16 protein-coding genes are annotated in these 19,448 nt (G+C 66.4%); 8 read left to right on the top strand and 8 right to left on the bottom strand.

Going from position 1 to position 19,448, the window contains the following annotated elements:
* Window positions 1–7: 7 nt before the first annotated feature.
* From NX862_RS13890 to NX862_RS13870, 5 genes are all read right to left on the bottom strand, one after another.
* The gene (locus tag NX862_RS13890) at window positions 8–832 is read right to left on the bottom strand and encodes a DeoR/GlpR family DNA-binding transcription regulator (protein WP_264494520.1); all 825 of its coding nucleotides are present in this window, start codon (window positions 830–832) and stop codon (window positions 8–10) included.
* 127 nt (window positions 833–959) lie between these two features.
* Window positions 960–1,904 (bottom strand): D-ribose ABC transporter substrate-binding protein, encoded by a 945-nt coding sequence (locus NX862_RS13885; RefSeq protein WP_264494519.1) that lies wholly within the window; start codon window positions 1,902–1,904, stop codon window positions 960–962.
* 45 nt (window positions 1,905–1,949) lie between these two features.
* Entirely contained in the window at window positions 1,950–2,954 is a 1,005-nt protein-coding gene (locus NX862_RS13880) for an ABC transporter permease (RefSeq protein ID WP_264494518.1), read from the bottom strand.
* Between the two features lie 7 nt (window positions 2,955–2,961).
* On the bottom strand, window positions 2,962–4,488 hold the full coding sequence (locus NX862_RS13875; protein ID WP_264494517.1) for a sugar ABC transporter ATP-binding protein: 1,527 nt from the start codon (window positions 4,486–4,488) through the stop codon (window positions 2,962–2,964).
* The gene (locus NX862_RS13870; RefSeq protein WP_264494516.1) at window positions 4,485–5,135 is read right to left on the bottom strand and encodes a DUF2291 family protein; all 651 of its coding nucleotides are present in this window, start codon (window positions 5,133–5,135) and stop codon (window positions 4,485–4,487) included. Before NX862_RS13870 ends, NX862_RS13875 begins: the two co-directional genes overlap by 4 nt.
* A gap of 529 nt (window positions 5,136–5,664) precedes the next feature.
* On the opposite strand from NX862_RS13870, the gene NX862_RS13865 reads away from it, so the two are divergent.
* The 7 genes from NX862_RS13865 to NX862_RS13835 all read left to right on the top strand — a co-directional run bounded on the left by NX862_RS13865 (window position 5,665) and on the right by NX862_RS13835 (window position 13,070).
* Window positions 5,665–7,203 (top strand): FGGY-family carbohydrate kinase, encoded by a 1,539-nt coding sequence (locus tag NX862_RS13865; RefSeq protein ID WP_264494515.1) that lies wholly within the window; start codon window positions 5,665–5,667, stop codon window positions 7,201–7,203.
* A gap of 3 nt (window positions 7,204–7,206) precedes the next feature.
* Window positions 7,207–8,682 (top strand): glycerol-3-phosphate dehydrogenase, encoded by a 1,476-nt coding sequence (locus NX862_RS13860; RefSeq protein WP_264494514.1) that lies wholly within the window; start codon window positions 7,207–7,209, stop codon window positions 8,680–8,682.
* Window positions 8,682–9,614 carry a sugar phosphate isomerase/epimerase family protein gene (locus NX862_RS13855; RefSeq protein ID WP_264494513.1) on the top strand — a complete coding sequence of 311 codons (933 nt, stop codon included), beginning with the start codon at window positions 8,682–8,684 and terminating at the stop codon, window positions 9,612–9,614. Before NX862_RS13860 ends, NX862_RS13855 begins: the two co-directional genes overlap by 1 nt.
* An 88-nt stretch (window positions 9,615–9,702) precedes the next feature.
* Window positions 9,703–10,809, top strand: coding sequence for an iron-containing alcohol dehydrogenase (locus NX862_RS13850; protein ID WP_264494512.1), 1,107 nt, complete (start codon window positions 9,703–9,705; stop codon window positions 10,807–10,809).
* Window positions 10,806–11,792 carry a sugar-binding transcriptional regulator gene (locus NX862_RS13845; RefSeq protein ID WP_264494511.1) on the top strand — a complete coding sequence of 329 codons (987 nt, stop codon included), beginning with the start codon at window positions 10,806–10,808 and terminating at the stop codon, window positions 11,790–11,792. Before NX862_RS13850 ends, NX862_RS13845 begins: the two co-directional genes overlap by 4 nt.
* Before the next feature lie 64 nt (window positions 11,793–11,856).
* Window positions 11,857–12,615 carry a triose-phosphate isomerase gene (locus tag NX862_RS13840; RefSeq protein ID WP_264494510.1) on the top strand — a complete coding sequence of 253 codons (759 nt, stop codon included), beginning with the start codon at window positions 11,857–11,859 and terminating at the stop codon, window positions 12,613–12,615.
* On the top strand, window positions 12,612–13,070 hold the full coding sequence (locus tag NX862_RS13835) for an RpiB/LacA/LacB family sugar-phosphate isomerase (protein WP_264494509.1): 459 nt from the start codon (window positions 12,612–12,614) through the stop codon (window positions 13,068–13,070). The genes NX862_RS13840 and NX862_RS13835 overlap by 4 nt, the downstream gene beginning before the upstream one ends.
* 224 nt (window positions 13,071–13,294) lie before the next feature.
* Here NX862_RS13835 and NX862_RS13830 read toward each other — a convergent pair whose 3' ends face one another.
* The 3 genes from NX862_RS13830 to NX862_RS13820 form a co-directional block, all read right to left on the bottom strand.
* Window positions 13,295–14,245 (bottom strand): sugar-binding transcriptional regulator, encoded by a 951-nt coding sequence (locus NX862_RS13830; RefSeq protein ID WP_264494508.1) that lies wholly within the window; start codon window positions 14,243–14,245, stop codon window positions 13,295–13,297.
* A 15-nt stretch (window positions 14,246–14,260) separates the two neighbouring features.
* Window positions 14,261–16,711: a putative bifunctional diguanylate cyclase/phosphodiesterase gene (locus NX862_RS13825; protein WP_264494507.1), complete on the bottom strand. Its 2,451-nt coding sequence runs from the start codon at window positions 16,709–16,711 to the stop codon at window positions 14,261–14,263.
* Between the two features lie 182 nt (window positions 16,712–16,893).
* On the bottom strand, window positions 16,894–18,195 hold the full coding sequence (locus tag NX862_RS13820) for an MFS transporter (RefSeq protein ID WP_264494506.1): 1,302 nt from the start codon (window positions 18,193–18,195) through the stop codon (window positions 16,894–16,896).
* Window positions 18,196–18,345: 150 nt separating this feature from the next.
* Here NX862_RS13820 and cyoA point away from each other — a divergent pair, with 150 nt between their 5' ends.
* Window positions 18,346–19,446 carry a ubiquinol oxidase subunit II gene (gene cyoA, locus NX862_RS13815; RefSeq protein WP_264494505.1) on the top strand — a complete coding sequence of 367 codons (1,101 nt, stop codon included), beginning with the start codon at window positions 18,346–18,348 and terminating at the stop codon, window positions 19,444–19,446.
* The last annotated feature ends 2 nt before the right edge of the window (window positions 19,447–19,448 follow it).

Genomic DNA, 19,448 nt, shown 5'->3' with positions numbered 1-19,448 from the left:
TGCGGGTTCAGGATGCGGCTTTCGGGCTGCGGGCGACTTCGACCTTGATGCCGCGGGCGCGCATCTCTTCGACGCGGGCGGCGGGCAGGCCGTCATCCACGATGACCAGGTCGAATTCGCGCAAAGACCCCATCGAATAAAGCGCCCGGCGGTCGAATTTCGAATGATCCGCCAGCAAGATCCGCATCGCGGCGCTGTCGAACATCGCGCGCTTGGTCTCGGCCATTTCCGGGCTTTGGTGGAACACCATGTCATCGGCAATCGCCGACATCGACAAAAACACCCGGTCGGCGCGCAGGCGGCGGATTTCGGCGGTGGTCATCGGCCCCATGAAAGCGTTGCACCAATTGTGGAACTGACCGCCCAGCCCCAGGATCGTCACATCGGTGATGGCCTTCAGCTCTCCCATCAGGATCAAACTGTTGGTGATCGCGGTCAAGGGCACCCGCGCGGGCAACCAGGGCACCATCTGCAGGACTGTCGTGCTGTCGTCGAAAAACACCGCCTGCCCCGGTTCCACATATTGCGCGGCATGGGCGGCGATCATGCGCTTTTCAGCCGCCTGTCGGGTCGATCGGTAGACATCCGAGGCCTCGATCAGACTGGTGGGTGCTGCCGACACAATCCCCCGCGACTTGCGCAGAACCCCCCGTGAGACCAGCTCGTCCAGGTCGCGATGCGCGGTCATCAGGGAAATCCCGAACCGCTCCACCAGGTCCTCGATCCGCATCGAGCCTTCGGCCACCACGGCTTCGGCCATCAGCTGCCGCCGCGCCTGTTGGCGGGCCGAGCGGCTGTCGGCGGAAAGGTCATCGGCCCTGATATCGTTCATTCTCTTCCCCGGTTTGCCCCTGGGATCATGGCTTGGGGCGCGCAGAAATGACAAGAGGGGGCGCGGGAGCGGCACCCCCTCTTGGCAGACCCGCCCCCGGGCAGGAGAAACCCGGGAGCAGAGGCGCTTATTCGGACAGGGTGAAGGGGGCGGAGTATTTGCCCACATTGTCCTTGGTGATCAGCGCGCAATCGAACAGCTGCTTTTCGGTCGCGGCCCCGGTGGCGCCGGTCTTGATGAAATTGTCGGCCTGCTTGACGGCCTCGGCGGCAAAGACCGCGACGGGCTGCAGGACGGTGTATTCCATCTCGCCAGCGGCCACAGCGGCCACCGCATCGGGCGAGCCGTCAAAGCCGCCGACCTTCACGCCAGCCAGCTTGCCCGCCTCTTTCAGCGCGGCAATCGCGCCCAAAGCCATCTCGTCATTGCCCGAGATCACGCCGGTCACGTCCGGGTTGGCCTGCAGCAGGGATTGCATCTTCTGATAGCCCTGCGTGCGGTCCCAGTTGCCGACTTCCTTGCCGGCCTGCACCAGGTCGGGGTATTGGCCGATGACGGTGGTATAGCCGTTCGACCGCGTCGCGGCGTTGTTGTCAGCCGGGTTGCCGAAGAGTTCCACATAGGACCCCTTCTCGCCCATCGCGGCCACCCAGGCCTCGGCGCCCAAAGCCGCACCTTGGGCGTTGTTGGACACGAGCTGCGCCTTGGCCAGCCCCTCCTGGTTGATTTCGGCGTTCACCAGAAACACCGGGATGCCCGCATCGACAGCCTTTTTGACCGCACCGATGGAGCCGTCAGCGTTCGCCGGGTCCAGGATGATGGCGACCGACTTGTTGGTGATGGCGGTGTCGATCAGGGTGGATTCGACGTTGGTGTCCCCCTTGTGGGCGGCCACATTCGCCTCATAGCCCAGCGACTTGGCGGTCGCTTCGGCCACATTGCCCTCGGTCAGCCAATAGGGGTTGGCCGGGTCGGTGATGATGATCGAAATCAGGCCCTCGGCCCAGGCAGAGCCCGCCATCAGCGCCGAAGTGGCGGCTGCCGCCAGCAGGAGTTTCGTGGTCTTCAACATGGTATTCCTCCGTTGGATGTTGAACCTTTGGGTAGTCGGGCGGGGTCAGCGCCCACGCGCCGGGCCATTGCCCAGCGAATTCAAAAGCACGGCAAGCACAATGACGGCCCCCGTGAAAACCGTTTGCCAATAGGGCGAGACGCCGACGATGACCAAGCCGTCGGCCAAAAAGCCGATGACAAAGGCGCCCAGCATCGTGCCCTGCACCGTGCCACGCCCGCCCGAGAGCGCCGCGCCCCCCACGACGACGGCGGCAATCGCGGTCAGCTCATAGGTGGAGCCCGCCGTGGGTCCGGCCGAGGTCAGCTGCGACGACAAGACCAGCCCCGCCACCGCCGCCAGAACCCCCGACAGCGTATAGACCGCCAGCAGCACGAAATTCACCGGCACGCCCGAAAGGTCCGCCGCCCGCGCATTGCCGCCTGTCGCATAAAGCCAGCGGCCAAAGGCCGACCGCGCCAGCGTCACGGCAAAGATCACGGCCAGGATCACCAGAACGATGACGGAGATCGGCACGCCCTCGATCCGGTTGAACCCCAGCCAGTCGAAACCGGTGTTCCCAAGCTCTGCCTTGCCCGCCAGGTTGTTGTAGGTCAGGCCGTTGGTCTGCAACAGGCCAAGGCCGCGGGCCACATACATGACGCCCAGGGTGGCGACAAAGGCCGGGACCCGGAAAAACGCCACAAGGATGCCATTGACCGCGCCGATCAGGCCTCCGATGGCCAAAGTCAGCACCACGACGCCCCAGACCGGCAGGTAAAAGACCTGCGCGCCCAGTTCGATCCCCTGCATCATGGCGCCCGCCATGACGCCGCAAAACGCCAGGACCGATCCCACCGACAGGTCGATCCCCCCGGTCAGGATCACCAAAAGCATCCCCACGGCCAGGATGCCATAGATCGCCACATGGCTTGCCATCACCAGAAAGTTCGAGACGGTGAAGTAGTTCGGCGACAGCCAGGAAAACACCGCGATGATGACAATCAGCGCAAGGAAAGCGCGGGCCTCCAAGAGCAGCCGGCCGAGAGAGATTTGGGATTTTTGCGACATGTGTTCCTCACGCGGCCTTGGCTTCGCCAGATGCGGCCATGATCTCTTCCTTGGTCGTCTCGGGTCCGAATTCGGCCACGATGCGCCCCTTGCGCATGACGATGATGCGATGGGCAATCGACAGGCACTCACCGACCTCGGAGGTCGAATAGACCACCGCCAGCCCCTGACGCGCGCCCTCGGCCAGAAGCCGGAAGACCTCGGCCTTGGCGCCGATGTCGATGCCGCGAGAGGGCTCGTCCAGCAGCAGAACCCGCGGCCCGGTTGCCAGCATCTTGCCGATCACCACCTTTTGCTGATTGCCCCCCGACAGCGACCCGATGGGCGCCCCGGGACCCGAGGTCTTGACCGTCACCTGACGGATCGAGCTGTCGATGATCGCAGCCTCGGCCCGGGTCGAGGTAAACAGCCCGCGCGTGAAGTTCAGGATCGAGGCCAGCGACAGGTTCTGCCCCACCGACATCGTCTGCACCAGGCCATCGCGCTGGCGGTCTTCGGGCACCAAAGCCAGCCCCGCGGCGATGCGTTCGGCGATGGACAGGCCGCCCATCTCGCGGCCCTGCAGCAGGATGCGGCCCTTGGACGGGGTCAGGCGGCCTGCGATGGTCTCCAGCAGTTCGGTCCGCCCTGCCCCCATCAGCCCGTAAATGCAGACGATTTCACCCTGAGCGACCGTGAGCGACAGGTTGTCCACCAGGTTGAAGCCCGCGCCGGGCAATGTCAGGCTTTCAACCGTCAGCGCCGTGGGGCCAAACGTTACCACCGGCGGCGCGCCCAGGTCGTAATTCTCGCCCACCATGTTGCGCACGATCCAGTTCAGGTCGATTTCGGCGCGCGGCGCATAGGCCGTCATCGTGCCATCGCGCAGGACGACCGCGTGATGCGTGATCTGCAACGCCTCTTCCAGGTGATGCGAGATATAGACAATGCTGACCCCCTTGGCGGTCAGGTCGCGGATCACCTTGAACAGCACCTCGACCTCGGAGGCCGACAGCGCCGAGGTCGGCTCGTCCATGATCAGGATGCGGCTGTCGACCGACAAAGCCCGTGCGATTTCAACGATCTGCTGTTGGCCCAGCCGCAGGGCGCCGACCGGGGTGGCGGGGTCGATGTCCTGCTCCAGTTCCTGCATCAACGCGCGGGCCTGGGCGGTTTCGGTGGCGAAATCGACACCAAGGGGCGTGCGGATTTCGCGGCCCATGAAGATGTTGTCGCGCACCGACAGGTTCGGCGCCAGGCTCAGTTCCTGATGGATGATCGAGATGCCCCGCGCCCGCGCATGGGTCGCGTTGTCAAAGATGATCGGCGCGCCATCCAGCAGGATTTCCCCCGAGGTCGGCTGGATCACGCCCGACAGGATCTTCATCAGCGTGGATTTCCCCGCTCCATTCTCGCCAAAAAGCGTCGTGACCTGCCCGCGGTGGATGTCGAAATTCACCCCCTTCAGCGCGTTGACCGCGCCATAGGTCTTGGCCACGTTGCGCGCCGCCAGCACAACTTCGCCCGAGGGCCGGGGCTTGGGGATATCGTTCATTTCACCACCAGATCGGCCGGGGTCACGAACCAGTTCTTCGGGTTGCCGCCCATGCGAAAGGCGCCGATGACCTCGATGGTTTTGCCGGTCAGATTGGCGGTGTCGATCCCGTCCAGAACGACTTTCTTCATCGCCCGGTTGATGGCCGCGCCCGCGTCCTGATACTCGATCTGGTTCTTGAAGGCGCCGAATTCGATCGTGCCGGGGGCATCGCGCAACACCGTGTCGTTGATCGCGGGGCCGGTCTGGATGCGCAGCTTGATGTCGGCGGGCAGGCCCGCGACCCTCAGCCCATAGATGCCGGATTTGCCAGCGCCGACCGTCGCGGTGAACTTGACCGCGAAAATCGCCCCCGTGGTGGATGCCGTGCCATATTGCGCCGCCGCAGCCTTGGGATCGGCCAGAACCGCCGGCGCCAGAACCGTGATATCCACCGCCTTGGCCAGGATCGCCGTCCGGATATCGGGGAAGGCGCCATCGCCGTAAGCATCGGGGTTGAAGGCCTGAACGCGGGTGTCCTGATCAGAGCCCGTCTGCACCACGGTCGTGTCCAGCGCGATGGCGCCCAGCACGGCCAGAACCACGGCCGACAGCACCATGCGGCGCCCGGCCTTGGACAGGCGTGCCTTGGGTTGCGGTGATGTCATCTCGCGCCTCCTTGTGAACCGGCATCCAAAAGCCGCGCTGTGACGCGTGACCCCTGTCTGCCCGGCTCCTCCTCCGGTCTAGGTGATGTGGTATCTTCGTGTTATATACAAAGTCAAGTGAGTTATATATCGACGCCGGGCTTTGCGGGAAAAACCGGGCTGGCCAAGGTCAAGGCGCCGCTCATTCTGGGGCGCGGGGCCTGCGACAAGGCGCATCACGTCAGGCCTTGCCCATGACTTCTGCGCCTGCAAAAGGCTTTCTGCAGGTGCGAAAACGTCATGATTCGAAGGATAAGCCCTTCATTTAACGGCAATATACCGGCAAAAAGCGGCAGCAGAGCCCCTGGCCCGCCGCCTCCACCTTTTTGACTGATTCCCGTATCGCCCCTCAGGGCGCCGCACAGGCCATCGCCCGGACAAACGCCGCCTCTGGTGCAGTTTATCTGAAAGAATATGCTCTGTCCGTAAAATATTTCAATTTCCATGTTATCTTTGTGGTGTTAAAAGACCCCCAACAAAAGGAGATCCCATGGCACAGACAAAGCTGGTGATCGGCATCGACGCCGGGACCTCGGTGATGAAGGCCGTGGCGTTCGATCTGCAGGGCAACCAAGTTGCGGTGGCCTCGATTGCCAACCGCTATGACGTGGGCGCGGGGGGGGCGGTGACGCAACCCATGGCGCGGACTTGGGCGGACTGCGCCCAGGCCCTGCGCGCCTTGGGCGAAAAGGTGCCCGATCTGGCCGCGCGCACCGCAGCCCTGGCCGTGACGGCGCAGGGCGACGGGACCTGGCTGGTGGGGCGCGACGGCCCGGTGGCCGACGCCTGGCTGTGGCTGGACGCCCGCGCGGCGCCGACGGTGGACCGTCTGGCCGGCAATCGCCAGCGGTTCGAGACGACGGGCACCGGGCTGAACACCTGCCAGATGGGCGCGCAGATGGCGCATATGGACCGCTTTCACCCCGCGCTTCTGGATCAGGCCGAGGTGGCCTTGCACTGCAAGGACTGGCTTTACCTGTGCCTGACCGGCGTGCGGGCGACCGATCCGTCCGAGGCAGGCTTTACCTTTGCCGACTTCCGCACCCGCGCCTATGATGAGGGCGTGATCGCGGCCCTGGGGCTGACCCACCGCCGCAACCTTCTGCCGCCGATTGTCGATGGCACGCAGACGACGCATCCGCTGACCGATCAGGCGGCGGCGCTGACCGGCTTGCACGCGGGGACGCCGGTCAGCCTGGGTTATGTCGACATGGCCATGACCGCGCTTGGCGCTGGCGTCTATGGCGGGGGCGAGAACGTCGCCTGCTCTACCGTGGGGTCGACCGGCGTGCATATGCGGGCGGTGCGGGCCGAAAATGTCCATCTGAACGCCGAGGGGACGGGCTATGTCATCGCCCTCCCCATCCCCGGCATCGTCACCCAGGTCCAGACGAATATGGCCGCCACGTTAAATCTGGATTGGATTTTGAACGTGGGGGCCGGACTTCTGACGGATCTGGGCCATCCCGCCAGCCACCGCGATCTCGTGGGCCAAATCGAGAGGTGGCTGGCGGCGACTGGGCCGGGCCAGATGGTCTATCTGCCCTATATCTCCGAGGCGGGTGAGCGCGGGCCTTTCGTGTCGGCCAAAGCCCGGGCGGGGTTTGTGGGCCTGACCCAGACCCACACCTATCCCGCTATGGTGCGCGCGGTGATCGAGGGGCTGGGCATGGCTTTGCGCGATTGTTACGCCGCGATGGGGCCTCTGCCAACAGAGCTGCGGCTGACGGGGGGGGCGGCGCGGTCCAAAGGCCTGCGCGCGGTGCTTGCGGCCTGCGCCCATGCGCCGGTCCGCGTCAGCGCCCGTGAAGAGGCCGGCGCCGCCGGGGCCGCGATGATGGCCGCCGTGGCCATCGGCGCCTATCCGACGATGGAGACCTGTATTGCCGAATGGGTGACGCCTTTGCTGGGCGCGCCCGAGGCCCCGGACGGGGCATTGATTTCAACCTATGACGGGCTGTTCACGGCCTATGGTGCCGCGCGCCGGGGCCTTGTGCCTGCCTGGGACGCGTTGGCCGCGAAGGAGTAACACATGCTGGACCTTTTCGTGATCGGTGGCGGGATCAATGGCGCGGGAATAGCCCGGGATGCGGCGGGGCGCGGCCTGAAGGTCGTCTTGGCCGAAAAGGATGACCTGGCGCAGGGCACCTCCTCGCGGTCGGGCAAGCTGGTGCATGGCGGCTTGCGCTATCTGGAATATTACGAATTCCGCCTGGTCCGTGAGGCCCTGATCGAGCGCGAGATCCTTTTGGCCGCCGCCCCCCATATCATCTGGCCGATGCGTTTCGTCCTGCCGCACTCGCCGCAGGATCGGCCCGCCTGGCTCGTGCGGTTGGGGCTGTTTTTGTATGACCACCTGGGCGGGCGCAAGCGGCTTCCCGGCACGCGGACCTTGAACCTGGCGCGTGACCCCGAGGGCGCGGCGATCCTGCCCGCCTATACCAGGGGCTTTGAATATTCCGATTGCTGGGTCGATGATGCCCGCCTTGTGGTGCTGAACGCCTTGGGCGCCGCCGAAAAGGGGGCCGAGGTTCTGACACGGTCGGCCGTCGTTTCGGCGCGGCGCGAGGATGGGGCCTGGACGATTGTCACCAAGGGTCCACAGGGCGAACGCACCCACCGCGCGCGCTGCATCGTCAATGCGGCCGGACCTTGGGTCAGCGATATCATCGGGCGGGTGGCGGGGTCGAACTCGTCTCGGGGCGTGCGGCTGGTCAAGGGCAGCCATATCATCGTCAAGAAATGGTGGGAGGGGCAGAACGCCTATCTGGTGCAGAACCACGACAAGCGCGTGATCTTCATCAACCCCTATGAGGGCGACATGGCCTTGATCGGGACGACCGATATCCCCTGGGAGGGTCGGGCCGAGGACGTGACCATCGCGGAGAGCGAGGTCGATTACCTGCTGGCGGCGGTGAACCGCTATTTCAAGGAAAAGCTGCGGCCCTCGGATGTGCTGCACAGCTTTTCCGGCGTCAGGCCGCTGTTTGATGACGGCAAGGGCAACCCCTCGGCGGTGACGCGGGACTATGTCTTTGACCTGGACGAGACCGGCGGCGTGCCGATGCTGAATGTCTTTGGCGGCAAGATCACCACCTTTCGGGAGCTGGCAGAGCGCGGGATGGCGCGGCTGAAGGGGGTTTTCCCGCAGATGGGGCCGGACTGGACGGCGGGGGCTCCGCTGCCGGGGGGCGAGATGCCGGGCGCCGATTACGAAAGCTTTATCAACACCTTGCGCGAAGAGTTTCCCACGACGGACCGCGCGCTTCTGGTCCATCTGGCGCGGCGTTACGGAACACGCACGCGGGAGATCCTGGGGGCGCCGCTGGGGCGTCACTTCGGCGGTCAGCTATTCGAGGCCGAGGCGCGCTATCTGGTGGCGCGCGAATGGGCGATGACGGCTGCGGATATCCTGACGCGGCGCACCAAGCATTACCTGCACCTGACCAAGGCCGAACAGGCGGCCTTTGCCGACTGGTTCGCAGGCACCTTCGGGGAGGTCGCCTGATGGCCCTGACGCTTTCGCTGAACACGAACCCGCTGGTGAACCGCTTTGCCGATCCCGATGACCTGATCGACATGGTCGCCCGCGACCTGCGGCTGCGCGACCTGCAGTTGACGCATGAGTTCATCAACCCAAGCTGGCCCGCCCCGGTGATCCGCCGCCTGACGCGGCAGATGGGGGCGGCTTTGGCGCGGACCGGGGTCAGGGTGACAAGCGGGATGACCGGGCCTTACGGGCGGCTGAACCACTTTGGCCATCCCGACCCCGAGGTCCGGCGCTATTACATCGACTGGTTCAAGACCTTCGCCGATATCATCGGGGACTTGGGCGGGACCTCGGTCGGCACGCAATTCGCGATCCTGACCTACCGCGATTACGACGATCCGGCCCGGCGTGAAGCGCTGATCCAGGTGGCGATCGAGTCCTGGGCCGAGGTGGCCGACCATGCAAGGGCTGCGGGCCTGACCTCGGTCTTCTGGGAGCCGATGAGCATTGGCCGCGAGTTCGGTGAGACGATCCAGGCTGCCATGGCGCTGCAATCCCGGCTGACGGCGGCGAATATGGCGGTGCCGATGTGGATGATGGCCGATATCGACCACGGCGATGTGACTTCGGCCAACCCGGACGACTTCGACCCCTATGCCTGGGCGCGGGCGGTGCCCCTTGTCTCTCCGATCATCCATATCAAGCAAAGCCTGATGGACAAGGGCGGGCATCGCCCCTTTACCGCGGCCTTCAACGCCAAGGGCCGCATCCAGCCCGCAGCCCTGTTGCAGGCCCTGGCCGAGGGCGGCGCGGTCGACAACGAAATTTGCCTGGAGCTGTCCTTCAAAGAGCGCGAGCCCAATGACCGCGAGGTGATCCCCCAGATCGCCGAGTCCGTGGCCTTTTGGGCGCCCTTCATCAACACCGGGGCGCAGGATTTGAAGGTCTGACTTGCCGGGCCAGAAACTGAGGGGCCCAATTGGAAAGGCCATAACCCAACGCCCGCATCCCAACGCCCGCATCCGAAGGTCTCACGCCATGACGCCATTCGCCTTTGCCACCGCCACCGAGATCCGCTTTGGCCGCGGCAAGCTGACCCGCGCCCTGCCGCAGATCGCGGGGATGGGGCGGCTTTTGGTCGTCCATGGGCGGGGGGCGCTTTCCCGGGCGGGCGTGGCTCGGGCCATCGAGGCCCTGCGCCCCGCGCTGCCGGCGACCATGGGCCATGAGCCAGAGTTGGCGGAGATCGAGGCGCTGGTGCGTGACGCCCGGGCCTTGGACATTACGGCGGTGGTGGCCATCGGCGGCGGGGCGGTAATCGACGCCGGCAAGGCCCTGGCCGCGCTGATCCCCGCGCCCCATGACGCGCTGCGTTATCTGGAGGTCGTGGGTCAGGGCCGGGCGCTGGACGTGCCGCCGCTGCCCTTTGTGGCAATCCCGACCACGGCGGGCACCGGGGCCGAGGTGACGCGCAACGCGGTCATTCAGGTCGCCGCCCACCGCCGCAAGGTCAGCCTGCGCGATGCGCGGATGCTGCCGGTTCTGGCCGTGGTCGACCCGGGGCTGACCGATGATTGCCCGCGCGGGATTACGCTGGCCTCGGGGCTGGATGCGATCACTCAGGTCATCGAGCCCTTCGTTTCCACCCGCGCCAATCCCTTGACCGATGCGCTGTGCCGCGACGCCATTCCGCGCGGGCTGGTGGCCCTGATGCGGCTGATGCAGGCCGAAGACCCGCAGGCCCGCGACGAGATGGCCTGGGTCTCGCTGTGCGGGGGGCTTGCCTTGGCCAATGCCGGGCTTGGGGTGGTGCATGGGCTGGCGGGGCCTTTGGGCGGGCTGTCGGGCGCGGCGCATGGCGCGCTGTGCGGGGCATTGCTGGAACCGGCGCTGGGGATGAACCGGGCGCGGGCGCAGGACCCGTTCCGGCTGGATCAGGTGCTGGCGATGATCGCCCAGGTCCACCCGGGCGGGCTGGGCCCTTGGGCGCGGGCGCAGGGCCTGCGGGGTCTGGACGCGCTGAGGGTCACGCCCGAAATGCGCGCCCTTGCGGCACAGATGGCGGCAACTTCCTCCTCGATGAAGGCCAATCCCGCGCCCCTGACCCTGCAGGACCTGACAGACCTGATGGAGGCCGCAAGGTGACGGACCCGGACGCCGAATTCTCGCTCGCCCTGCGTGCGGCCTGGTTGCATTACGTCGGAGGCCTGACCCAGGCCGAGGTGGCGCGGCGGCTGGACATCCCCTCGGTCAAGGCCCATCGCCTGATTGCCCGCGCCGTGGCCGAAGGTGTGGTTCGCGTCACCATCGACGGCAAGGCGGCCGATTGCGCCGCGTTGGAAAGCGCGCTCTGCGCCCGCTTTGGCCTGACGACCTGCGAAATCGCCCCCGATCTGGGCGAAGAGGGCCTGCCCCTGCGCGCGCTTGGTCAGGCGGGGGCCGATTACCTGCGCCGGGCGATCACCTCGGGGGCGCATCAGATCATCGGCCTGTCGCATGGCCGCACGCTTTTGGCCGCCGTGCGCCAATTGCCGCGCATCCAGGCGCCGGGCCTGCGCTTTGTCTCGCTTCTGGGCGGGCTGACCCGGTCCTATGCCGCCAATCCGCATGACGTCATGTATCGCATTGCCGAAACCTGCAGCGCCCAGGCCCATGTCCTGCCGGTGCCCTTCTATGCCAATTCGGTCGAGGATCGGGCGGTCCTGATGGCGCAACCCGGGGTGGCCGAGCTGTTCGCCATGACGCGGGCCGCGACGCTGAAGGTGGTGGGGATCGGGACGCTTTCGGCGGATGCGCAGCTGGTGACATCGGGGATGATCGAGGCGCGAGAGCTGGACGCGATCCGCGCCGAGGGCGGTGTGGCCGAGATGCTGGGCCATTTCTTTGACGAACAGGGCCATGTCCTGACCACCGCGCTGACGCGGCGCACCTTGGCCACCGACCTTGACGCCCCGCGCCAGGCCCGCGTCGTGGCCATCGCCGGCGGCCCGGGCAAGACCGAGGCCCTGCGCGCGGTCCTGTCCAGCGGCCGGATCATGGGGCTTGTGACCGACGAGGCCACGGCGCGACGTCTGCTGTCGGCGCCCCGATCCCCGAAACCTGACGTTTGCCCGAAACTTGACGCTTGAACGCATCGCCTGCGATGCCCCACCCCACCCCGGCCCGCATGGCCGACCAACACAGGAAGACCGGATGTTCTGGATCGGCACCAGCTGGAAGATGAACAAGACCCTGGCCGAGGCCCGCGCCTTTGCCCAGGGCCTTTTGACAGCCACCGAAGACCCGCGGTTGCAACGCTTTGTCATCCCGCCCTTCCCCCTGGTCCGCGAGGTCAAGGCGATGCTGGCCGCCACCTCGGTCAAGGTCGGCGCGCAGAACATGCATTGGGAGGACGCGGGCGCCTGGACCGGAGAGGTCTCGGCTCCCATGCTGACGGATTGCGGGCTGGACCTGGTGGAACTCGGCCATTCCGAACGCCGCGAACATTTCAACGAGACCGACCGGACGGTGGGCCTGAAGGTCGCGGCGGCGGTCCGCCATGGGCTGACGCCGCTGATCTGTATTGGCGAAACGCTGGAGGAGCGCCAATCCGGCCGCGCCCGTCAGGTGCTGGAAGCCCAGGTGCGGGCCGCGCTGGACCCGGTCCGGGGCAGCCCGGCGCCGGTGCTGCTGGCCTATGAACCGGTCTGGGCCATCGGAGTGAACGGCATCCCCGCCACATCGGATTACGCCGATGCCCGCCAGGCCGAGATCATCGCCGTGGCCCAAGACGTGCTGGGCCGCCGCATCCCCTGTCTTTACGGCGGCTCGGTCAATCCGGGCAATGCCGCCGAACTGATTGCCTGCCCGCATATCGACGGGCTTTTCATCGGACGCTCGGCCTGGGAGGTCGCAGGATACCTGGACATCCTGGCCCGCGTGTCGGATCAACTTGGAAAGGACACCAAATGAAACTTGCCATCGCAGGCGACAGCGCCGGAGAGGGCCTGGCCAAGATCCTCGCCGATCACCTGAAAGCCGCGCATGAGGTCCACGAGGTCTCGCGCATCGCGGGCGCGGCCGACCCGTTTTACGCCAACCTGTCCGAGCGCGTGGCCTTGGGCGTGCTGGCGGGGGCGTATGACCGCGCCATCCTGGTCTGTGGCACCGGGATCGGGGTCTGCATCAGCGCGAACAAAGTGCCGGGCATCCGCGCCGCGCTGACCCATGACACCTATTCGGCAGAACGCGCCGCCCTGTCCAATGATGCGCAGATCATCACCATGGGCGCACGGGTGATCGGGCCGGAACTGGCCAAGGCGATTGCCGATGCCTGGCTGGCGCAGACGCTGAACTTCGACCCCGCGGGCAAATCGGCCGCCAACGTGGCGGCGATGAACGAGATCGACACGCGCCACAAAGGGTAATGGGTGCCCCAAATGGGTGAAAGTAAAGCTGCCCCGGGCTTGACCCGGGGCGCCTCGCCCGGCTTTCACGCAGCCCGGCTTTCACGCAGCCCCACACGCAAAACGGGCACGCAAAACGGGCACGCAAAACGGGCGCGGGGGGAAGACGCGCCAATGACTTCGGTGAGGCCCTCACAAAGCCCCGCCCTCACGGGCGCCCCCAAAGGCCCCCGTCCGACCTTGGCCTACAGCAGCGCCTGGGCGGTTGTCAGGTCGGTGACAAGCTCTGTCATCACGCCCGAGGCCAGGGCCGCGCGGATCGCCCGCACCTTGGTCAGCCCTCCCGCCATCCCCACGACCCGCCGGCCCCGCAGGCTTTCGACTTCCGGAGAAATCGTGCGACCGGCCAGCTCGGAGGGGATTTCCACCCCGCGGTCATCCAGGAACCGCCCCATGATCTCGGAGGCCGCCCCCGCAGCCATCAGCGCATCCAGGGCCGCGCGTTCGACCATGCCCATCGACAACAGCTGGCTGTCGGTGTCGGCCTGACCGATGCCCAGGATCACTGTATCGGCCTCGGCCTGCAGGCGCTGGATGTCGCGGATGAAGGAGATCTGCTCCAGCGCCTCTTTCTCGGCCAGGGTCGGGATATACAGAGGCGCGGGCATGATGAAGGCCTCGGACCCAAGGCGGCGGGCCAGGGTATACATGACCTCATGCGGATAGGCCGACCGCCGCGCCGTCAGGTCGCCCAACAGCGAGACAAAGCGCACATGCCCCGCCCGGATGCGCGGGATGGCTGCGGCGGCGCCCGCGATGGTGCGGCCATGCGACAGGCCGATCAGGCGGCCCGGGACCTGGGCGCGCAGCTCGTCGGCCAGAAAGGCCGCCCCCGCCCGCGACACCGTCTCCATCGCCGATTCCGCCGGAGAGGAGGGCGCGGTGACATGGACCTTGTCCAGCCGCCAGACCGCCGCCAGGCGCTGTGCGACCTCGTGGACCGCAAGATCGGTGCTGTCGGCCGCGATCGAGGCCGCAAGACCCATGCGGGGCGCGGTCAGGATCTTGTCCACGCGCTGCTCGGGAACCCCCAGCCGCCAGGCGATTTCGCGTGCCGCCAGCCCCCCCACATCATGCAACCAGATCACGCGCGCCTCAAGCGACTCGGGGTGGTGGGTGGGTGTAGGGGGATTCATCGGCTCACTCCCTGTTCATGGCCGCACCGGAGGCGCGGCGGACTGGCGCGCCAAGGGGATCGCCTTGCGCGGCTGCAGATAGATGCGGTGGAATTCCTGCGGATCGACCGGACGGCCCAGAAGAAAGCCCTGCGCCAGGTAACAGCCGTGATCCAGAAGCCAGTTGGCCTGGTCCGTCGTCTCGACGCCTTCGGCCACGGTGGCCAAGCCCAGGGCCTCGGCCATGGCCAGGATGGCGCGCACGATGGCCTGCGAGGGGCCCTCGTCACGCCCCAGCCCCGCGATGAAGGACCGGTCGATCTTGATTTCCTGGATCGGCAGCGACTGCAGATAGGCCAGCGACGAATGGCCGATGCCAAAGTCATCGACCGCGACCCCCACGCCCGACCGCCGCAACAGGTGCAACGTGTCGCGCACCGGGCCCAGACGCCCCATGAAAGAGGTCTCTGTGACCTCGACCATGATCCCGCCCTTGCCCGCCAAGCGCGGCAGCGCGTCCAGCAGATCGCCAAAGCCCGGGCCGGACAGGGTCAGGGCCGACAGGTTGATCGACAGCGGCAGGTCGATGGCCCCGGCCCGGAGTTCGGCCACCAGCCGCACCACCTCGCGGTCGATGGCGGGGATCAGGCCCTGACCCTCGGCGATGGGGATGAACTCTGCCGGCGAGACGGCGCCAAGGTCGGGATCGTTCAGCCGGATCAGAACCTCGGCGCCGATGGGGCGCACCAGGTCGCGCAGGTCGAACTTGGGTTGCAAGACGATGTGAAAGCCGCCCTCTGAGATCGCGCGCTGCACGGCGATGGCCACGGCGTTGCGCCGCTCTTTCCTTTCGCGCAGCTCTGGCGAAAAGCGGCGGATCTGGCCGCGCCCCAGCGCCTTGGCCTCATACATCGCAAGATCGGCGCAGCGCATCAGGTCATCGGCCCTTTGCGCATCCTGCGGGAAAAGCGCCAGGCCGATGGAACAGGACATCAGCGAATGGCGCAGCGAAAAGGTCATCGGATCGGCAAAGCGGTCGCGCAGGTCTTCGGCCCAAAGCGCGGCCTCGGTGGGGGTGCAGTCGGGCAGCATCAGAACGAATTCGTCGCCGCCAAAGCGCGACAGCCGGGCGCGGTCGGGCAAGCCGCGCTCCAGCCGGGCGGCGGCGGCCTTGATCAACTGGTCGCCCTTGTCATGGCCCATCCCGTCATTGACCAGCTTGAAATTGTCCAGGTCGATCATCATGACCGCCACCGGGCGCATCTGGGGCCCGGCCTCGGCGACGGTCTGCGACAGGCGGTGCAGGAAGTCATAGCGGTCAGGCAGGCCGGTCATCAGGTCATGGGTGGCGATGAACCGCGCTTGGGCCACGGCATGTTCCAGCCCGCGCTTGGCGGTTTCATGGGCGGTCATGTCCGACAGGGTGACAAAGGTCTTGCCCATCCCCGGCACTTGGGTGAAATGCGCCAGAATGTGGCGCCGCCCGGCGTCTTGCGGCGGGGGGCCGGCCGGATCGGCCAGAAAGTGGCGGACCGCATCGTCCACGCCCGCCTGGGCATGAGGCCGCAGCACCAGGGCCACATTCGCCACCGGCACCGCAGAGGCCAGGGCCGCGCGCAAGGTATCGTGGCCCTCTTCCAGCGGCAGGACGGATTGCAGCGCCAGGCCAAGGGTGCGTTCGGGCGCCATGCCGATCAGCTCTGCCGCGACCGGGTTGCAAAAGGTGATGCGCCCGCCCTCATCGACCACCAGCTGACCCGAGGGCATGACATCCAGGATACGCGCCATCAGGACACGCTGATCCTCGGTCCGGGCCAAAAGCGCGCGGTGTTCGGTGATGTCGATGTCATAGCCGATGACGCGCAACAGCGTGCCATCGGTGTCCCACAGCGCCGCACGGCAGCAGGTCAGGAACCAGACCCAATGGCCCTGCGCATGCCGCGTGCGCGAGACGTAATGCACGACCTCTCCGGCCGCCAGACGCGCGGCGATCTCGGGGGAGTCAAAGCCCATGGCATCGTCGGGATGGGTCATGGCGACCCAATCGGCATGGGTAAAGGGCTGCAGCGCCTCCAGCTTGTGACCGAGGATCTCGGCCCAGGCCTCGTCCAGGTCCAGCGCGCCGCTGGGGACATCCAGCATCCAGGTGCCAAGATGGGAATAGTCGATGAAATCCAGCGCCCGGCGCAGGGGGGACAGCTGGCTGACAAAGTCGCTGACCCGCCCGGTCACGGTGGCGATGGCGCGGCCCTGCACCGGCGGATCGGCCTCAAAGCGCAGGAAGCCGCCCGCCAAGGGACCGGCCACCGCCCGCACCATCATCGACTGGGGCGCGGGCGGCGCGGTCCGGGTCAGCAGATCGCGAAACCAGGCCTCGGCGCGGGGGCGGTCGGCCTCGGCCCACCACTGCGACGCCAGCTCCAGCGGCAGGCAATCGCCCTGCGCATCCAGCACAAGTTCAACGAGGCCCGCGGCGGTCTGGCGCACGGCCCATGGCCACTCGGGTGCCGCAGTATGCGGGACCGGGGCAGAAAGACGGCTGAAGGGAAAGGGCCGACCGCGGTTCATGCGTAAAACTTTACAACTTGTCGTCGCAAACTCTAGCCGAGGCCGCAGCGCGAATCGAGTCGTTTGTTACGCGTTAAAGGCGAGTGTGGCCGCGGCCCGTGTCAATCGCGTCGCGCCTGGGCGAGGCCGGCGAAATGCAGGGCCAGCATGGTGCAGACCGCGCCGGACAAAAGATAAAGGCCCGAGGCGAAAAGCCCGAATTCGGCCGACAGCGCCAGGGCCGCCAAGGGCGCAAAGCCCGCGCCGAACAGCCAGGCCAGGTCCGACACCAGGGCCGAGGCCGTATAGCGCCGCCCGGGGGCAAACAGCGAGGCGATGGCGCCAGAACTTTGCCCGAAGTTGAAGCCCAGAAGGACAAAGCCATAGATCAAAAAGATCGCCTCGCCCACGGCGCCGGCCGACAACAGAACCGGCGCCAGCAGCGAAAAGACCCCGATCCCCGCCCCGCCCCAGAACAGCAGCGCCCGGCGCCCGAACTTGTCCGCAGCCCAGCCCGAGGCCACGATGGCGCCAAGCCCTGCGACGGCGGCCACAGCCTCCAGCATCAGGAAGCGGACCGGGCTTTCAGAGGTGTAAAGGAACACCCAGGACAGCGGAAAGACCGTGACCATGTGGAACAGCGCGAAAGAGGCCAGCGGGGCGAAGGCGCCCAGCACGATGCCCCGCCCCTCGGAGCGCAGGGTGGCCAGGACCGGGGTCGGTTCCAGATCGCGGCTTTCATACATGGCCTGATATTCCGGCGACACAACGATGCGCAGCCGGGCAAACAGCGCCACGACGTTGATCGCAAAGGCCACGAAGAAGGGGTAACGCCAGCCCCAGTCAAGGAAATCCGCCGCAGGCAGGGCCGCGATCAGATAGGCGAACAACAGCGAGGCCACGACCAACCCCACCGGCGCACCCAGCTGCGGGACCATGGCGTAAAAGCCCTTGCGACCCTCGGGCGCATGGATGTTCAGCAAAGAGGGCAACCCGTCCCAGGACCCGCCCAGCGCGACGCCCTGCAAGATGCGCAAGATCGCCAGCACCGCAGCCGCCCACAGCCCGATGTCCTCGTATCCCGGCATCAGGCCCATGGCGACGGTCGATGACCCCAAGAGGAACAGCGCCACAATCAGCTTGACGTTCTTGCCGAAGGCGCGGTCGATTTCGGTGAAGATCACCGTTCCCAAGGGCCGCGCGACAAAGGCCAAGGCAAAGATCGCAAAGCTCCAGAGCGTCGCCTCCAGCGCGGGCAGATGCGGGAAGAGCAGCCCGGGAAAGACGATGACCGAGGCGATGGCAAAGACGAAAAAGTCAAAGAACTCTGAACTGCGGCCCAGGATCACCCCCACCGCGATATCCGAGGGGCGGACGTCATGTGCCGCATGGGGCGCCGCTTGGGTCATGGCGGGATCGGTCATCGCAGGCTGGCTCCTTCATCCGTTCGCACTCTGCTTGTGCCCCGCGGCGCCGCAGCGCGGCATTGGTCAAATTGTCCAATGCCTGAGGAAAGCATTCACCTCTATGTCCTAGCATACTCCGCGAACGAACCGACTGATCAGGAACCGAAAATGCCATTCAAATTAAGGTGGTTCGGGCTTTTGGCCCTGAGCCTTGCGCTGATGGGCTGCAAATCCGAGGTGCTGGACCCCGCAGGTCCCATCGCGACCGAGCAACGCGATCTCCTGATCTCGTCGACGCTGTTGATGCTGGTCATCATCTTGCCGGTCATGGTGCTGATCGGCTGGTTCGGCTGGCAGTTCCGCGCCGGCAACAAGGGCGCCGTCTATCGGCCGAACTGGGACCATTCCACCAAGCTGGAACTGGTGATCTGGGCCGCCCCCCTTTTCATCATCATCTCGCTGGGGGCGCTGACCTGGGTCGGCACCCATCTGACCGACCCTTACCGCCCCCTGGCCCAAGACGGCCGCGGCCAAAGCCTGGAGGGGGTCGAGCCCCTGACCGTGCAGGTCGTGGCGCTGGACTGGAAATGGCTGTTCATCCTGCCCGAAGAGGGCGTGGCCTCGGTCAACGAACTGTCGGTGCCGGTGGGGCGTCCGGTGCGGTTCGAACTGACCTCGGACAGCGTGATGAACGCCTTTTACATCCCCGCCATGGCCGGGATGATCTATGCCATGCCCGGCATGCAAACCGAGTTGAACGGGCTTTTCGACCACGAAGGCACCTTCCAGGGCCTGGCCTCGCATTACTCGGGCGCGGGGTTTTCCAAGATGCGCTTCAAGGTGCATGCGGTGGATGATGCGGGCTTTGACGCCTGGGTCAATGCGGCGCGCGACGATGAAACCCTGGACCGCGCCGCCTATCTGCAGCTGGCCCAAAAGTCCGAAGGCGATGCGCCGCGCCAGTTTGGCGCCGTGGAACAGGGGCTGTTTGCCCGCGCCGTGAACCTGTGCGTCGAAGAGGGCAAGATGTGCCAGGCCGAGATGATGGCCCTGGACATGAAGGGCGGCACCGGGGTGGCGACGCCCCTGGCCTTGCTGGACGACCGGCCCTTTGTCACCGGCGCCTGTTCGATCGACGAGCTGACCGCCGCGACCCTGCCCCGCCTGACCGCCCTGCCCGTCATGACGCCCCTGCGCGGCCATGGCCTGACGGCGCCCGGCACGCCGCGCGACGTGGCAGGCCTTCCCCTTCCCCCTTCCGATTTGTGAGG

Source organism: Stagnihabitans lacustris (assembly GCF_025950525.1).
GTDB lineage: Bacteria > Pseudomonadota > Alphaproteobacteria > Rhodobacterales > Rhodobacteraceae > Stagnihabitans.
This window is presented reverse-complemented; position numbering and strand designations above follow the sequence as displayed.

Bases quoted from the DNA above. Each gene is read 5' to 3' on its own strand.
- NX862_RS13880 (WP_264494518.1), bottom strand. From the start codon at position 2,954: ATGTCGCAAAAATCCCAAATCTCTCTCGGCCGGCTGCTCTTGGAGGCC.
- NX862_RS13870 (WP_264494516.1), bottom strand. From the start codon at position 5,135: ATGACATCACCGCAACCCAAGGCACGCCTGTCCAAGGCCGGGCGCCGC.
- NX862_RS13840 (WP_264494510.1), top strand. From the start codon at position 11,857: ATGTTCTGGATCGGCACCAGCTGGAAGATGAACAAGACCCTGGCCGAG.
- NX862_RS13865 (WP_264494515.1), top strand. From the start codon at position 5,665: ATGGCACAGACAAAGCTGGTGATCGGCATCGACGCCGGGACCTCGGTG.
- NX862_RS13830 (WP_264494508.1), bottom strand. From the start codon at position 14,245: ATGAATCCCCCTACACCCACCCACCACCCCGAGTCGCTTGAGGCGCGC.
- NX862_RS13850 (WP_264494512.1), top strand. From the start codon at position 9,703: ATGACGCCATTCGCCTTTGCCACCGCCACCGAGATCCGCTTTGGCCGC.
- NX862_RS13820 (WP_264494506.1), bottom strand. From the start codon at position 18,195: ATGACCGATCCCGCCATGACCCAAGCGGCGCCCCATGCGGCACATGAC.
- NX862_RS13835 (WP_264494509.1), top strand. From the start codon at position 12,612: ATGAAACTTGCCATCGCAGGCGACAGCGCCGGAGAGGGCCTGGCCAAG.
- cyoA (WP_264494505.1), top strand. From the start codon at position 18,346: ATGCCATTCAAATTAAGGTGGTTCGGGCTTTTGGCCCTGAGCCTTGCG.
- NX862_RS13875 (WP_264494517.1), bottom strand. From the start codon at position 4,488: ATGAACGATATCCCCAAGCCCCGGCCCTCGGGCGAAGTTGTGCTGGCG.
- NX862_RS13890 (WP_264494520.1), bottom strand. From the start codon at position 832: ATGAACGATATCAGGGCCGATGACCTTTCCGCCGACAGCCGCTCGGCC.
- NX862_RS13860 (WP_264494514.1), top strand. From the start codon at position 7,207: ATGCTGGACCTTTTCGTGATCGGTGGCGGGATCAATGGCGCGGGAATA.
- NX862_RS13885 (WP_264494519.1), bottom strand. From the start codon at position 1,904: ATGTTGAAGACCACGAAACTCCTGCTGGCGGCAGCCGCCACTTCGGCG.
- NX862_RS13855 (WP_264494513.1), top strand. From the start codon at position 8,682: ATGGCCCTGACGCTTTCGCTGAACACGAACCCGCTGGTGAACCGCTTT.